The sequence below is a fragment of the Hyphomonas sp. genome (assembly GCF_041398465.1).
GTDB lineage: Bacteria > Pseudomonadota > Alphaproteobacteria > Caulobacterales > Hyphomonadaceae > Hyphomonas.
Window position 1 is genome coordinate 148,621 of record NZ_JAWKUS010000003.1, and the last position, 13,557, is coordinate 162,177.

The 13,557-nt window shown below is 62.5% G+C and carries 13 protein-coding genes; 7 read left to right on the top strand and 6 right to left on the bottom strand.

The annotated features are described in order from the left end of the window. Positions 1-6: 6 nt before the first annotated feature. Positions 7-1,503: a CoA-acylating methylmalonate-semialdehyde dehydrogenase gene (locus R3C98_RS11105; protein ID WP_371314152.1), complete on the bottom strand. Its 1,497-nt coding sequence runs from the start codon at positions 1,501-1,503 to the stop codon at positions 7-9. A gap of 139 nt (positions 1,504-1,642) precedes the next feature. Here R3C98_RS11105 and R3C98_RS11110 point away from each other — a divergent pair, with 139 nt between their 5' ends. After that, positions 1,643-2,530, top strand: coding sequence for a LysR family transcriptional regulator (locus R3C98_RS11110; RefSeq protein WP_371314153.1), 888 nt, complete (start codon positions 1,643-1,645; stop codon positions 2,528-2,530). An 83-nt stretch (positions 2,531-2,613) separates the two neighbouring features. Here R3C98_RS11110 and R3C98_RS11115 read toward each other — a convergent pair whose 3' ends face one another. Then, complete coding sequence (locus R3C98_RS11115) at positions 2,614-4,698, bottom strand: TonB-dependent receptor (protein ID WP_371314154.1); 2,085 nt, start codon at positions 4,696-4,698, stop codon at positions 2,614-2,616. A 206-nt stretch (positions 4,699-4,904) separates the two neighbouring features. Here R3C98_RS11115 and R3C98_RS11120 point away from each other — a divergent pair, with 206 nt between their 5' ends. The 5 genes from R3C98_RS11120 to R3C98_RS11140 all read left to right on the top strand — a co-directional run bounded on the left by R3C98_RS11120 (position 4,905) and on the right by R3C98_RS11140 (position 9,068). Next, entirely contained in the window at positions 4,905-5,582 is a 678-nt protein-coding gene (locus R3C98_RS11120; RefSeq protein ID WP_371314155.1) for a Fe2+-dependent dioxygenase, read from the top strand. 337 nt (positions 5,583-5,919) lie between these two features. Then, the gene (locus tag R3C98_RS11125) at positions 5,920-6,297 is read left to right on the top strand and encodes a hypothetical protein (protein ID WP_371314156.1); all 378 of its coding nucleotides are present in this window, start codon (positions 5,920-5,922) and stop codon (positions 6,295-6,297) included. Between the two features lie 147 nt (positions 6,298-6,444). Continuing rightward, positions 6,445-7,281: an alpha/beta fold hydrolase gene (locus R3C98_RS11130; RefSeq protein ID WP_371314157.1), complete on the top strand. Its 837-nt coding sequence runs from the start codon at positions 6,445-6,447 to the stop codon at positions 7,279-7,281. Positions 7,282-7,371: 90 nt separating this feature from the next. Then, positions 7,372-8,112 (top strand): SDR family NAD(P)-dependent oxidoreductase, encoded by a 741-nt coding sequence (locus R3C98_RS11135; protein ID WP_371314158.1) that lies wholly within the window; start codon positions 7,372-7,374, stop codon positions 8,110-8,112. Beyond that, on the top strand, positions 8,112-9,068 hold the full coding sequence (locus tag R3C98_RS11140; protein WP_371314159.1) for an alpha/beta hydrolase: 957 nt from the start codon (positions 8,112-8,114) through the stop codon (positions 9,066-9,068). Before R3C98_RS11135 ends, R3C98_RS11140 begins: the two co-directional genes overlap by 1 nt. On the opposite strand, the gene R3C98_RS11145 is transcribed toward R3C98_RS11140, so the two are convergent. From R3C98_RS11145 to R3C98_RS11155, 3 genes are all read right to left on the bottom strand, one after another. After that, complete coding sequence (locus R3C98_RS11145; RefSeq protein WP_371314160.1) at positions 9,065-9,607, bottom strand: GNAT family N-acetyltransferase; 543 nt, start codon at positions 9,605-9,607, stop codon at positions 9,065-9,067. The two genes, R3C98_RS11140 and R3C98_RS11145, sit on opposite strands and share 4 nt — an antisense overlap. 116 nt (positions 9,608-9,723) lie before the next feature. Next, entirely contained in the window at positions 9,724-10,887 is a 1,164-nt protein-coding gene (locus R3C98_RS11150; protein ID WP_371314161.1) for a CaiB/BaiF CoA transferase family protein, read from the bottom strand. A 248-nt stretch (positions 10,888-11,135) separates the two neighbouring features. Beyond that, positions 11,136-12,128, bottom strand: coding sequence for a hypothetical protein (locus R3C98_RS11155; RefSeq protein ID WP_371314162.1), 993 nt, complete (start codon positions 12,126-12,128; stop codon positions 11,136-11,138). Positions 12,129-12,421: 293 nt separating this feature from the next. Here R3C98_RS11155 and R3C98_RS11160 point away from each other — a divergent pair, with 293 nt between their 5' ends. Continuing rightward, on the top strand, positions 12,422-12,727 hold the full coding sequence (locus R3C98_RS11160) for a hypothetical protein (protein ID WP_371314163.1): 306 nt from the start codon (positions 12,422-12,424) through the stop codon (positions 12,725-12,727). 80 nt (positions 12,728-12,807) lie between these two features. Here R3C98_RS11160 and R3C98_RS11165 read toward each other — a convergent pair whose 3' ends face one another. Then, complete coding sequence (locus tag R3C98_RS11165) at positions 12,808-13,440, bottom strand: peroxiredoxin (RefSeq protein ID WP_371314164.1); 633 nt, start codon at positions 13,438-13,440, stop codon at positions 12,808-12,810. Positions 13,441-13,557 lie beyond the last annotated feature (117 nt).

Here is a 13,557-nt window from a genome sequence, read left to right on the forward strand (position 1 = left end):
GAAATCCTATCCCATCGTCGGAATGATGAAGGCCTGATCGCCGATGTCGCCTTCCGGCCAGCGCTGGGTGATCGTCTTGATCTTCGTCCAGAACCGCACGCCTTCCGGGCCATGCTGGTTCGTATCGCCGAATGCCGAGCGCTTCCAGCCCCCGAACGTGTGATAGGAGACCGGCACCGGGATCGGCACGTTCACGCCGACCATGCCGACATTCACCTGCGCCGCGAACTCGCGCGCCGCGCGGCCGTTCGAGGTGAAGATCGCGCAGCCATTGCCATACTGGTGATTGGAGGGAAGCGCCGCGGCCTCCTCCAGCGACTCCGCGCGCACCACCTGCAGCACCGGCCCGAAGATCTCTTCCTTGTAGGACTGCATGTGCGGCTTCACATTGTCGAACAGGTTCGGCCCGATGAAGTAGCCGCCCTCGGCGCCCTGCATGGTGAGGCCCCGGCCATCCAGCAGCAGGTCTGCGCCCTCGTCCACACCCATCTGGATGTAGCTTTCCACCTTCGCCTTGTGCGCGGCGGAAACAACCGGGCCGTAATGCGCATCCGCATCGGTGGAGAAACCGACGCGCAGATCCCGCGCCGCGTCCAGCATGCGCTCGACGAACTCGTCGCCCGTCTTCTTGCCGACCGTCACCGCAACCGGCAGCGCCATGCAGCGTTCGCCCGCCGAGCCATAGGCCGCGCCGACGATGTCTTTGACTGCCTGCTCCATGTTGCAGTCCGGCATAATGATGCCGTGGTTCTTCGCGCCGCCCATGGCCTGCACGCGTTTGCCGTGCGCCGTGCCGGTCGCATAGACATATTGTGCGATATCGGAGGACCCGACGAAGCTGACCGCCTTGATCTCCGGATGCTTCAGGATGGCGTCGACGGCCACCTTGTCACCGTTGACGACGTTCAGCACGCCTTCCGGTGCGCCCGCTTCCAGCAACAGCTCGGCGAGGCGCATCGGCACCGACGGGTCTTTTTCAGACGGCTTCAGGATGAACGTGTTGCCGCAAGCAATCGCCACGGCGGCCATCCAGCAGGGGATCATGGCGGGGAAGTTGAACGGCGTGATGCCGGCCACGACACCCAGCGGCTGGCGCATGGAATAGACGTCGATGCCGGGGCCCGCGCCCTCGGTGTACTCGCCTTTCTGCAAGTGCGGGATGCCGCAGGCGAACTCGACCACGTCGATGCCGCGCTGAACGTCGCCCTTGGAGTCGGCCACCACCTTGCCATGCTCGGAGGAGAGCAACTCGGCCAGCTCGTTGATGTTGGCTTCCAGCAGGCGCTTGAATTCGAACATGACGCGCGCGCGGCGCTGCGGGTTCATCACCGACCAGGCCGGGAAGGCCGCTTCGGCATTCGCCACGGCGGCGTCCAGCTCAGCCTCGGTCGCCAGCGCGACGCGGGCCTGAACCTCGCCGGTGTTCGGATTGTAGATGTCGCCGAACCGACCGGACGTGCCGGTCACGCTCTTGCCGCCGATGAAATGATGCACTTCGCGCATGGTGGACTCCCTTTGACGTCTGGGGGGAATAGATCCCCGACTTTGACGGGACCGTAAAGCGCGCGTAATTTCAGGTAAATGGACAATATCGCAGCTTGCAGCTGCGTTTATGCAGGCGAATTTCAATGAACTGGCCAACATGAACTGGGATGATCTCCGCCTCCTTCTCGATGTCAGCCGCCATCCGCGCCTCGCCGATGTCGCCGCACGCACAGGGCTCGACGCGACAACGATCAGCCGGCGCCTGCGCCGCCTCGAAACGGACCTTGGCCTCGAACTGTTCGAACGGACGCCCAAGGGTCATTTGCTGACGCCCGCCGGGCAGGCCGTCGCCGACAAGGCCGAGGGGCTGGAACACTCCGCGTCAGAGATCGCCAGCCTGTCGGAAAGCGAAGGCCCGCTCGCCGCAGGGCGCGTCCGCCTCGGCGTGCCGGAAGGCCTTGGCAGCCTTCTGATCGCGCCCGCCATCGCCCGCTTCGCCGTGGCCTACCCGCATATCGGGCTCGATATCATCGCCCTGTCCGGTTTTGTGAGCGTGCCGAAGCGCGAGGCGGACATGTCGATCATGCTGACGCGGCCCAAGGCGGGACGCCTGAAAGTGCGGAAACTGTCGGACTATGTGCTGCAGCTCTACGCCCATCCGGACTATCTTGCCCGAACCGGCCCGGTCAGCGCCGTGGCCGATCTCGCGGAGCATGACCTCATCGGCTATGTCGACGACCTGATCTATTCCGCCCAGCTGCGTTACCATCAAGACATCGCGCCGGGCCTGACGCCCCGCTTCTGCAGCCCGTCCATCGTTGCCCAGTGGCAGATGGCGCGGGAAGGCGCCGGCATCGCCGTGCTGCCGCACTTTATCGCCGGGAACGACCCGCAGCTTGTTTCCGTGTTGCCGGACGCCGTGCGCATCGAACGCGCCTTCTGGCTGGCCGTGCACGAAGACGTCCACGCCACCAGCCGCGCCCGGGCGGTGAATACGTTCCTGGACGAGTTGTTCGCCGGAGCCACCCAGCGCCTGATGGGCTGAGCCCTCACCTCCGGTCGGGGGGAGAAACCGCTGCGGGGGCAACGGCTGGAGGTGAGGGCCAGGCGGGTCTTCCGGGAGGAAGCCTAGAACGCGGCGCGGATGCCGACGCGGATGTTCCGCCCCGGCGCCGGCACGACATCTTTCAGCACGCTGGTGGCGTAGCGGATCTCTTCATCTGTCACATTGCGTGCATCGACGAACAGCGTCGTGCCGTCCCGGCCGAAGCCTAGCTCTGCGAGGTTCAGGTCCGCACGCAGGTCCAGCTGCGTGTAGCCATCAGTCGGCAGTTCGCCCGTAGCGGTATCGGTCTGGTCGTCCGCCCACGTCACATGCGCCGCGGCGGACCAAAGACCCCAGTCGGCCTTGGCGCCGGCATTGATCGTCAGCGGCGGCATCAGCGGGACATTGCCGCCACGGTCCAGTTCGCCGGAAACGACATCTATGCCGCCATCCAGCGTCCAGTCCGCGTTCAGCGGGCCCTGCGGGATGTAAGCCTGGCCGTAGATCTCCGCGCCGGTGAAGGTCGCGTCTTCCTGGCTGAACAGGTAGACCGGCAGGCCGTCGACCTCTTCGAGCCCTTCATAGAGGCCCGGTGTCAGGTAGATGAAGCCATCGAAGCTGGTGCGGAACAGGTTCACGCCGAAGCTGGCATTCGCGCTTTCCCAGCGGGCCGTCGCTTCGATGTTCAGGCCCTTTTCCTTGTCCATGTTGATATCGCCGACCTCATACTGCGCGGTCGCGAGGTGGGCGCCGTCGGCATAGATCTCGCTCTCGTTCGGGGCCCGTTCGGTGTGGGAGACCTGCAGGCCGACGAACCAGCCATTGTCCCAGTGCTGGTGCGCGCCCAGCGACGCGCTGAACAGGTCGAAGCTCGTATCGCCCGCCGCATTGCCGCGCTCGGCGTTCTCGATCCGCGCGCCGCCTTCCAGGCCGAAGCCGCTCTCCCAGTCGATCGTCTCGTACAGGAACGCACCGAGGCTGTTGGAAGAGGTGGGCGTGATGAAGGCTTCATCGCCATAAGCCCCGAGGTCCTTGTCGGTGTACTGCACACCGACCGCGCCCTTCACGAGACCGATTTCATGGCTCAGCTCCACGCGCGCCTCGGTGCCGTCAGACTTGTAGACCGTGCCCGGCTCGCCCGGCGCTTCGAATTCCGTATGCGCGTAGTCTGCCTGCGAGACGGTCGCGGTGAGTTCCTTCAGGATGCCCGTATCGAACTTGATGCCGCCGCGGAAATCGTAGCGGGTCTGCTCCATGTCGATGAAGGGATTTTCCTCTGCGGCCGCGCCATCGCCTGCATCGCCGTCCTCATCGCCATGTTCATGGGCGGAACCGGGCAGGCCATACTGCGCCTGCTGCTGGCGCACGGCCACGCCAAGGAACGCGTTTTCGCCGATCCAGGAGACACCACCTGCCAGAGACGTCGTCTGCGCGAAGGAGTTTTCCATCGTGCCGGAGGCATGTTCTTCTTCCTCATGCGCTGGGCCTTCCTCGGCCTCTTCCTGCGCATGCAGGCGGGCCGACTCGGCCATGCCCGGAATGTCGTAATTGCCGAAGTCACGGGCAGAGCCCGTCAGGGTAAAGACGAACGGCCCCTGCACCATCTGTCCGCGCGCGGCGGCTTCAGTACCTTCGCTCACGTCATTGTAAGCCCCGAACATGTCGGCCGAGGCCTTGCGCTCCGGCAGCGTGTCCGGCAGCAGGCCGTCGATCACATTCACAACGCCGCCGATTGCCTGCCCGCCATAGGCCAGCGCCGCCGGACCGCGCAGGATCTCGATCTTCTCCGCATCGATGCCGTCAGCCGCAGCCTGGTGGTCGGGCGAGGCGGCAGAGACGTCGATCACGCCGATGCCATTGGTCAGCACCTGCACCCGCTCTGCGCCAAGCCCGCGCAGCACAGGCCGGCTCGCGCCCTGTCCGAAGAAGGTGGTGGAGACGCCCGGCTGGCGGTCCAGCGTGTCGCCCAGCGTCGGGCCCAGCGTCTCGATAATGCCTTCCCGGCCAATCGAGGTCGCATTGCCGATCAGCTCGCCTTCCAGCCTGTCCGGCCCCGGCGCGGTGACAATGACGGACTGCTGGCGCAGGTCCTTGTCTTCAGGGGCATCGGCATGGGCAAAACCGGCGAGGACCGCCGAGGAGGCAGCGAGGAGAAGAAGCTGTTTCATAATAGGAGGGAGGATCCGCTTGCGTGAATGTTATAATATTGCATTACCTGATCGGCAGGCAGCGTCAAGCCACCTTCTAGGGAAAACCCCCGGGTTTCAGCAGCTGCGGATCTGGGCTAGGCGGGAGAGCCTCGATAGTCACCGTAACAACCGACCAGATCATGCTGACACCTCGCTGACGCACGAACAAAGGCTCCGCAAATCCCATGATGATCACGCTCAGCAGCGTCCTCACCCCAGACCAGGTGCAAAAGGTCACCAGTCTCGCCTCCGGGCTCAGCTGGCGTGACGGCGCCACCACCGCCGGGGCCGTCGCACGGCAGGTGAAGCGCAATGAGCAGGCAGAGCTGACCGGGGCCACCGGCACGGCGGCAAGGAAAATCCTGACCGAAGCGATCGAGCGCCACCCCGTGCTGCGTGCCGCCGCCCAGCCGCGACGCTTCTCGAACCTGATGATCAGCCGCGCCCGCGATGGCGGCGGCTATGGCCGCCATGTTGACAATGCCTTCATGGGCAGCGGCGACCGGCGCCTGCGCACTGACCTGTCCTTCACGCTCTTCCTCAGCGACCCGTCCACCTATGAAGGCGGCGAATTGGCGGTCGACACGCCGTCCGGCGAACATGTCGTGAAGCCGGAGGCGGGCGACCTCGTCCTCTATCCTTCCACCACGCTGCATGAAGTCCGGCCCGTGACGTCCGGCGAACGGATCGTCTGCGTCGGCTGGATCGAGAGCGCCGTGCGCGATGCCGCCGCCCGCGAAATCCTGTTCGACCTCGAAAACCTGCGCGCGACCCTTGCCCAGCAACACGACGCGCAATCGCCCGAAATGCTGACGCTGGCCAAGACAATCTCCAACCTGCTGCGCCTCTGGGGCGACGCGTAAGGCAAGTCCGGCATGATCCGGTTTAGTCCGGTATAGTCATGGCAGGTCATGCATGATCATGGCGAAGTCGGCTTTCGTGCTGCGCAAATCATCACCACACGCGTCACGCCCGATGGCCAACGGTCATCTGGGCGCCCATCTCTGAACGAGGCGCCAAGCGCGTCATGTCATGACGTTCCTGAGGTATCGTTCCGGGATGGATCCCCAAACCGCTGCGCGGCCGGGGATGACGCAGGTGGGGAGTTATCCACCAACTGAACCGTCAAATCCTGCCGCCATCATTACCGCGCAAACAAAATTATCCAACACCTCCGTCCCCTGACGTATAGTCCGGCACATGTCACTCTTCCGCCTTCCCGACGGTTTCCCGCCACAGCTTGCCTTTCTCTGGCCCGTGATCTGGGTCCAGGTGCTGATGCTGCGCGCGGAGATCCGGGCGACCTATGGGCGGGGCGTGAAATATCACTGGAGCATCACGCCGAACCTGCGCGTCTATCTCGTCAGCATCGACTGGATGCCGGGACAGAAAGCCGAACGCGACTGGCTGAAACCTTCCGAACATTACAATGACCGCCTTGCCGCTGCGTGCGATGGGCGGGCGGCTGCGCCTGCATATACGGCGCAGTTCGGCGAATTTCATGATGTCGGTATGGCGCCCGCCATCCGCCACATCGCGCCAGCGAGCACGCTGACTCTCCCGTTGCCGGAAACCTGACGCGCAACCTGATCCTGAAAATCCGGTTCCCTCCGCAAAGCGCCTTCACGGGCGTCGAAGCTGCTGGGCGCAACGGCATGTCTGGACAAGTCCGCCGCAGCGGCCGACATTCGCGCCATGATTACAGGACCGACTTCTCATTCGTTCATGTCGCAGCGCCTGCGACTCCATTATGTCGACTGGGGCAATGAAGGCGCCCCGACGCTGATCCTGCTGCATGGCGGGCGCGACCATTGCCGCAACTGGGACTGGGTGGCCCAGGAATTGCGCGATGACTGGCACATCATCGCGCCGGATTTGCGCGGTCATGGTGACAGCGCCTGGTCGTCGGACGGGGAGTACAGCCCCCGCGCCAATGTCTATGACCTTGCCCAGCTGATCCACCAGCTGAATGTCGGCCCGGTCCATATCGTCGCCCACTCCTATGGCGGCAACATTTCGCTGCGCTATGCCGGGATCTATCCGGACATGGTCAACAAGCTGGTCGCCATTGAGGGGCTGGGGCCGTCGCCGCGGATGCTGTCCGAGCGCTCGTCGGTACCGCCGGACAAACGGATGCGGGACTGGATTGAAAACAAGCGTGCCGCGGCCGGCCGGATACCTCGCAAATACGCCTCACTGGAAGACGCCTACAAGCGCATGCTCGACGAGAACTCCTATCTGTCAGCGGAGCAGGCCCGCCACCTCACCATTCATGGCATCAGCCAGAATGAGGACGGCACCTATTCCTGGAAGTTCGACAATTACTTCCGCGTGATGACGCCTTATGACTTGCCGCAGGACGAACTGGAACAGCTGTGGGCCAATATCACCTGCCCGACTTTCCTGGCCTATGGCGAGAAAAGCTGGGCCTCGAATCCGCAGGAAGACGGACGGTTGAAGCATTTTCGCAATGCTCAGGTGAAACTCTACAAGGATGCCGGCCACTGGCTGCACCATGACAAGCTGGATGAGTTCGTCGCGGACCTGAAAGCCTTCCTTTAAGGGCCTTTCCGGCCGGGCATGACCGTGGGTCACGACTGGTATGCGCGTGTGTCCGGGATAGACTGGCGCGGTACATATCAGGAGGAACACATGGCAGATCCGCTTTTCAGCCTTGAAGGCAAAGTCGCCCTCGTCACCGGCGGCAGCCGCGGCCTCGGCTATCAGATGGTGAAAGCCTTCGCCGAACGCGGCGCCGACGTCATCATCGCCAGCCGCAAGGTCGAGGCTTGTGAAGAGGTCGCCGAAGAGGTCCGCGCCATGGGCCGCAAAGCCCTTGCCATCGGCGCCCACTGCGGAAAGTGGGACGATATCGACCGCCTGATCGAAGCCGCCTATGCCGAATTCGGCCGGGTCGATATCCTGGTCAACAATGCCGGCATGGGCCCGATGGTGCGCAGCCACGAAGTGCCGGAGAACCTGTTCGACAGCGTCGTGAACCTCAACTTCAAGGGCCCGTACCGCCTCGCCGCGGTGATCGGCGACCGGATGAAGAAGGACGGCGGCGGCTCCATCATCAACATCTCCTCGATTGCCTCGCTGGTGCCGATGCCGCGCGTTGTTTCCTATGCCGGCGCCAAGGCCGCGCTGAACGCGATGACGACCAGCTTCGCCCGGGAATACGGCCCGGAAGTGCGCGTGAACTGCATCGCCGCCGGCCCGTTCCTGACCGACATCTCCAAGGCCTGGACGGAAGAGGCGCGGGAAACCTCCGACAACGCTCTCGGCCGCCCGGGACGCCCGGAAGAGATCGTCACCGCCGCGCTCTATCTGGCGTCCGATCATTCCAGCTTCACCACGGGGTCCATCATCCGGGTCGACGGAGGCGCGTAATGTCCTCCGAGCATCTGCTGGAACCGGACCTGAAGGATTTCTTCCTGTCCATGCCGCCCCTGACGCTGTCGCGGGAAGCAATGCCCGCCATTCGCGAAGCCCGCGAGAAGATGGCGATGGAGCAGATGCCGCCGCTGCCGCCGGAAGTCTCCATCGTGCAGGAACTGGCCCCCGGCCGGGACGGCGCACCGGATGTGCGGATGAAAATCTACCGCACGCCATCGGACCGGAAAGACCGGCCCGCCATCCTGCACCTGCATGGCGGCGGCTATGTTCTCGGCAGCCCGGAAAGCAACGCGCCGCAGCACTGCGCCTGGGCCAAGGGCATGGACGCGGTCGTCGTCGCGCCGGCCTACCGCCTCGCGCCCGAGACCGCGTATCCGGGCAATGTCGAGGATGCCTATGCTGCACTCGCCTGGCTCTGCGAGAATGCCGGGCAGCTCGGCGTCGACACATCGAAGATCGCCGTGGCAGGTGAAAGCGCAGGCGGCGGGCTCGCCGCGGCTCTGGCACTGCTCGTCCGTGACCGGAAGGAGTTCAGCTTCTGCTTCCAGTACCTGATCTTCCCGATGCTGGACGACCGCACAACCATCCGCGCCGATCTCTCGCACATGTTTGGCGAATATGTCTGGGACAGGGCGAAGAACCGGTTTGGCTGGGAAGCTCTTCTGGGCGAGGCGCCTGGCGGGCAGGACGTTTCACCCTACGCCGCCGCCGCGCGGGCAGAGGACCTCTCCGGCCTGCCGCCGACCTTCATCTCAACCGGAGCCATGGACCTCTTCACGGAAGAAGACCTCGAATATGCCCGCCGCCTGATGGCGGCCGGAGTACCGGTGGAAATGCATGTCTATCCGGGCGCTCCGCACGGTTTCATGTGGGTACCGAAAGCGCGTGTGACAAAGCAGTACGCCCGGGACGCCTGGGATGCACTGGCAAGAGGAATCGGGGCCGCCTAAAAGTTCGCGGCCTCGGCTTCGTTCGCCGTAATGGAAAAGACCAGGCTTGGCGGCATGTCCGGCACATCCTTCACCGTATCGGTCTGGCGCATGTTCAGCTGTTCCAGCGCCTCGATGATCTTCTGATTGTCGGGACGGACGATGGCGTGAACCGCATCGGCATCCAGCTCCCGGAACGCCTTGTGGAAAGTCGCCCGGCCAAGTTCGTATCCGTATCCCTTGCCCCAGGCTTCCCGGGCAAGGCGGAAACGGAGGTTCAACCGCTCCTTCAAATTGATCTGCCGGTAAGCCAGCCCGCCAAAGCCAATCACGTAATCCGGGTTGTCTACTGTAGAAACGGCCCAGTTGCCGAACCCATACTTCCACCAGTGATCCTTGATGGTCTGCAGCATGCGCCGGCTGTCGCTCTTCTCGCGCAGCGGGCCGGTTGGCGCATAAGCTGAGACTTCCGGGTCACTGAAGATCGCAAAGTGGCGCTTCAGGTCAGCCATCGTCGGTTCTCTGAGTGCAAGAGAGCCAAAGGTTATCTGTTCATCCATGGACGCGGTTCCAAGTTTCCCCCCGGAAATTTGTGACGACAGTCCTGATGCCCGCAAAGGGCGGTGTCAATTTCAACCGCAGGGAAAGCTGTGAATCGCTCGCAACCAACCAATGGTCACTTCTTCAGGCCCAACTCCGAGAGCACGTCATCGGTATGTTCGCCGATTGCCGGAGCCGGGGTTATTTCACGCTTCGGCTGGCCGACAAACTGAACCGGCGGCTGGGTTTCCCAATAGCCGCCTTCCGTCGGGTGTTCGCGGTGCTGGAAGAAATTGACCGCCTTCAGGTGCGGGTCGTCCTGAAGGTCCGCGAAATCATTCGCCCGCGCCGCTGGAATGTCGGCTTTGGCCAGCAACTTCAGCCAGTGCTCGGTCGTGTGATTGACGAAATAGTGCTGCACGCGCGCCATCATGTAGTCCATGTTGAAGAACCGTCCGCGCCGGTCGGCGATCCGCTCGTCCTTCAGCTCTTCCGGCGCGCCCATCACCTCAAACAGCTTCACCCAGCGCTGATCCACATAAGGCGCGATGACGATATAGCCGTTCGCCGTCTGCAGCGGCTGGCGACAGGGGTCGACCTGGCGCTGGTAGCAGAACGGACCGACGGGCGGATCGAACGCCGCCTCGTAGAAATGCTCCTCCAGCAGGAAATGTGTGATGCATTCGAACATCGGCACTTCCACATGAACGGCCTCGCCTGTCCGGTCACGCTGGCGCAGCGCCGCGAGTGTCGCATAGACTGCATGCAGGCCGGAAACCTTGTCCGCAAATGCCGTCGGAATGAAACGCGGGCGCGGATTGCCATCCACTTTCGGCAACAGGCTGGTGGCTGCTGAGAGCCCCTGGATCAGGTCGTCATAGGCTGGCCGCCCGGCATAAGGGCCTTCCGATCCGAAACCGAGGCAGTGGACATAGACGATGTCCGACTTGATCGCCTTCACTTCCTCGAAGGTCAGCCCCAGCCGTGCCACTGCATCCGGGCGGATATTGTGGATAAAGACGTCACTGCGTTCGATCAGCCGGCGGATAGCTTCCTGACCTTCTTCGGATTTCATATCCCAGACGACCGATCGCTTTCCGCGATTGATCGTCATATGGCAGGGGCCCATGTGCTTGTTGTTGGCTGACTTGCCGACATTGCGGAAATCGTCGCCGGATGCCGGTTCGACCTTCACGACGTCGGCGCCCATGTCCGCCAGTGTCTGGGTGCAGTACGGTCCGAAGATCACCGTGGTCATGTCGGCAATTCGGATATCGGACAGCACACTTGTTCCCGGCATGGGCATCTCCCTGTTTTTCCATACTCAATGGGACAGGGTCGGAGGCCTTGGCAAGACCTGCCCCGCGGGGATTTCCCTAGGGAAAGAGATCAGGCGAGCAGGCGAACATATGGCTGTTTCCATCCCCGAGGCGTGCCGCATTCGATAGTAGAGATGGAATTGGCGTGGATACTGCCGTGTTCGGTCAGGCCTTACACATGTCTACCCGACTATGGTTTCCCGCCTGAACCGACGAACTTGGGTGACCGTCAGGAAACGTATTTCAGGCCCGGCGTACCTTGCCTGCCCTCTGCTGCGGCCCGCAGATTTTCCGCCATCCAGTCCAGCGACTTGTTCACACGCTCGACGGCCTTGCGTTGGGCGCTGAACACACTCTTCTCGCCATGCGGCAGGTGAAAATATGGATTGGCTTCCCAGATGATAATGCTGCCGTCCGGGCGGATACAGTAATCTACAGCGGCAAAGTCGAGCCCGAGGGCACGCACGGCATGCGACAGGGTCTGAGCCTGAACCGGATCACTGTCGAAATAGGCCCTGTCTTCGCAGATCATGTCGTTCAGCAGTTTGCGGTGGTACCCCATCTTGTGCGCCGCCTGCCGGCGCGGCCTGGATTCCCGCTTCAGCAAGCAGTTCGAGAGGCCCACGATGAGATTCGGCGAGAAAAACAAATGACTGGGCATCACCGCCTCACCGAACACAAACGCGCGCGCCTTGTGATGGTATCGGGCAAACAGGCTGGAGCGGTTTGTGCCTTCCGCCCGGTATTCAGAGCGAATGTCGAAAAGCTGGATCACGGCGACCGGGAACTGGCATTCGTTTGCGGCGCGGCGTGCGTCTGCCTCATTGCGGACGATCCGGACATCCCGCTGGGCGTGCTCTGTGTCCGAGCGGATGATGCATGTGCCACCAAGATCCTTGCAGACCTGTTGCAGGTCTGAAGAGCGGTTGACCATCCGGGCCCGAGCCGACGGGACGCCCTCCTGGTACCAGACAGCCGATTGGCGTGTCTTGCCCGTATTACTCAGCGCTTCCGGACTGTTGAGGATGCGGATTCCTTCTGCGCGTGCGGCATTGGCGATGCCAGCCGCCTCGGCGAAACATTCAGGATATTTCTCCTTTAGCGGGTCTCCCAACCAGAAGACGACCAGGCTAACGCCCGTCAGGTCTGGCATGGGTGTGCCGGTTTTGTGGAAGCGAATGCGCGCGGCAAAATCCGGATCGGTTTCCCGGAGCCGGTCCATGAAAACTGCGCCTGTGGGAACCCCACGGCCACGTCCTGGACCATGAACGACTATGAGAATGCTGCCCTGCGTACCCATCTACTCATTGCGCCTTATTGTGCCAAAACGCTCCGGAAATCCGCTTCCGGCGGCGATATGGCTGGAACAATCGCAATATCCTTGCCAGTTACTCTAAACAAAAACAACTGCAATTACTGCAGATTACGGGATATTACGTATCCGATCCGCCAAGACTTAACCGACCTTAACCGAATCGCCGGCATGCTTTGGCCTCTCAGTGTGAGGAGGCTGAAATGTCCATAAAATGGGTTCGGCGGCGCGCACATGTCCGGCGCCTGGCATCCGGCGACAGCGTCCAGGTCGCCCCCAGTTGGGTGCCCGTCGAGGACAAGGGCGGGGACGCAAAAGGGGCTTCCTTTCACTCGGCTTGCCCTGTCTGCGATGCTCCGATCCTCAGTCTGCGCATGCCCAACGGAGGCTGGGTTCACTTCGAACGGGGGATTGGCCTGTCCCGCCTGAAACACCCCTGCTTCTACTTTGGCGAAGACATCGCCAATGCCCGCGACGAGGCGACCGGCGACCTTTTTGACGACGCCTGAAAAGAAAATCGCGCAGACGGCGAGCGTCTGCGCGATCCTTGCTGCCCTGCAGGAAGGGGGTCGGCAGGACAGTAGTGCGGTCAGGCCTTCACTTCGGTCAGGCGCAGATAAGGGCGGAGCGTTTCCCAGCCCTGCGGGAACAGGGTCTTTGCTTCTTCATCCTTGATCGACGGCGGAATGATCACCTTTTTGCCCGGCACCCAGTCTGCCGGCGTCGCGATCTTGTTTGCATCGCTCGTCTGGAGGGCATCGATGACGCGGAGGATTTCATCGAAGTTCCGGCCCACCGCCATTGGATAGGTCATGGTCAGGCGGATCTTCTTGTTCGGGTCGATAATGAAGACCGATCGTACCGCCTGAGTGTCGCTCTGATCCGGATGGATCATGTCGTAGGTCTGGGCGATCTTGAGGTCCTTGTCGGCCACGATCGGGAATTGCAGGTCGGTGTTCTGGGTGGCGTTGACGTCCTCGATCCATTTTACGTGCTCTTCCACCGTGTCCGTCGACAGGCCGAGCGGCTTCACATTGCGGGCAGCGAACTTGTCCGCCAGCTGGGCCGTACGTCCCATTTCCGTGGTGCAGACCGGTGTAAAGTCAGCCGGGTGGGAAAAGAAGAAGACCCAGCTGTCGCCCGCCCAGTCATGAAAGGAAATTTCTCCTTTCTGGGTGGCAACAGTAAAATCCGGGGCGGTGTCTCCGATACGCAATGACATGGCAGAAAATCCTTCAGTTCTTGTTTGTCCAGTGTCCGGCTTTGGCCCGCGGAAGATCCGGGGCCACTTCCTGAGCCTTATGTGTTACTTTATATAACACTTTTCAAACTCATTCTT

Bases quoted from the DNA above. Each gene is read 5' to 3' on its own strand.
- R3C98_RS11105 (WP_371314152.1), bottom strand. From the start codon at position 1,503: ATGCGCGAAGTGCATCATTTCATCGGCGGCAAGAGCGTGACCGGCACG.
- R3C98_RS11110 (WP_371314153.1), top strand. From the start codon at position 1,643: ATGAACTGGGATGATCTCCGCCTCCTTCTCGATGTCAGCCGCCATCCG.
- R3C98_RS11115 (WP_371314154.1), bottom strand. From the start codon at position 4,698: ATGAAACAGCTTCTTCTCCTCGCTGCCTCCTCGGCGGTCCTCGCCGGT.
- R3C98_RS11120 (WP_371314155.1), top strand. From the start codon at position 4,905: ATGATGATCACGCTCAGCAGCGTCCTCACCCCAGACCAGGTGCAAAAG.
- R3C98_RS11125 (WP_371314156.1), top strand. From the start codon at position 5,920: ATGTCACTCTTCCGCCTTCCCGACGGTTTCCCGCCACAGCTTGCCTTT.
- R3C98_RS11130 (WP_371314157.1), top strand. From the start codon at position 6,445: ATGTCGCAGCGCCTGCGACTCCATTATGTCGACTGGGGCAATGAAGGC.
- R3C98_RS11135 (WP_371314158.1), top strand. From the start codon at position 7,372: ATGGCAGATCCGCTTTTCAGCCTTGAAGGCAAAGTCGCCCTCGTCACC.
- R3C98_RS11140 (WP_371314159.1), top strand. From the start codon at position 8,112: ATGTCCTCCGAGCATCTGCTGGAACCGGACCTGAAGGATTTCTTCCTG.
- R3C98_RS11145 (WP_371314160.1), bottom strand. From the start codon at position 9,607: ATGGATGAACAGATAACCTTTGGCTCTCTTGCACTCAGAGAACCGACG.
- R3C98_RS11150 (WP_371314161.1), bottom strand. From the start codon at position 10,887: ATGCCGGGAACAAGTGTGCTGTCCGATATCCGAATTGCCGACATGACC.
- R3C98_RS11155 (WP_371314162.1), bottom strand. From the start codon at position 12,128: ATGGACCGGCTCCGGGAAACCGATCCGGATTTTGCCGCGCGCATTCGC.
- R3C98_RS11160 (WP_371314163.1), top strand. From the start codon at position 12,422: ATGTCCATAAAATGGGTTCGGCGGCGCGCACATGTCCGGCGCCTGGCA.
- R3C98_RS11165 (WP_371314164.1), bottom strand. From the start codon at position 13,440: ATGTCATTGCGTATCGGAGACACCGCCCCGGATTTTACTGTTGCCACC.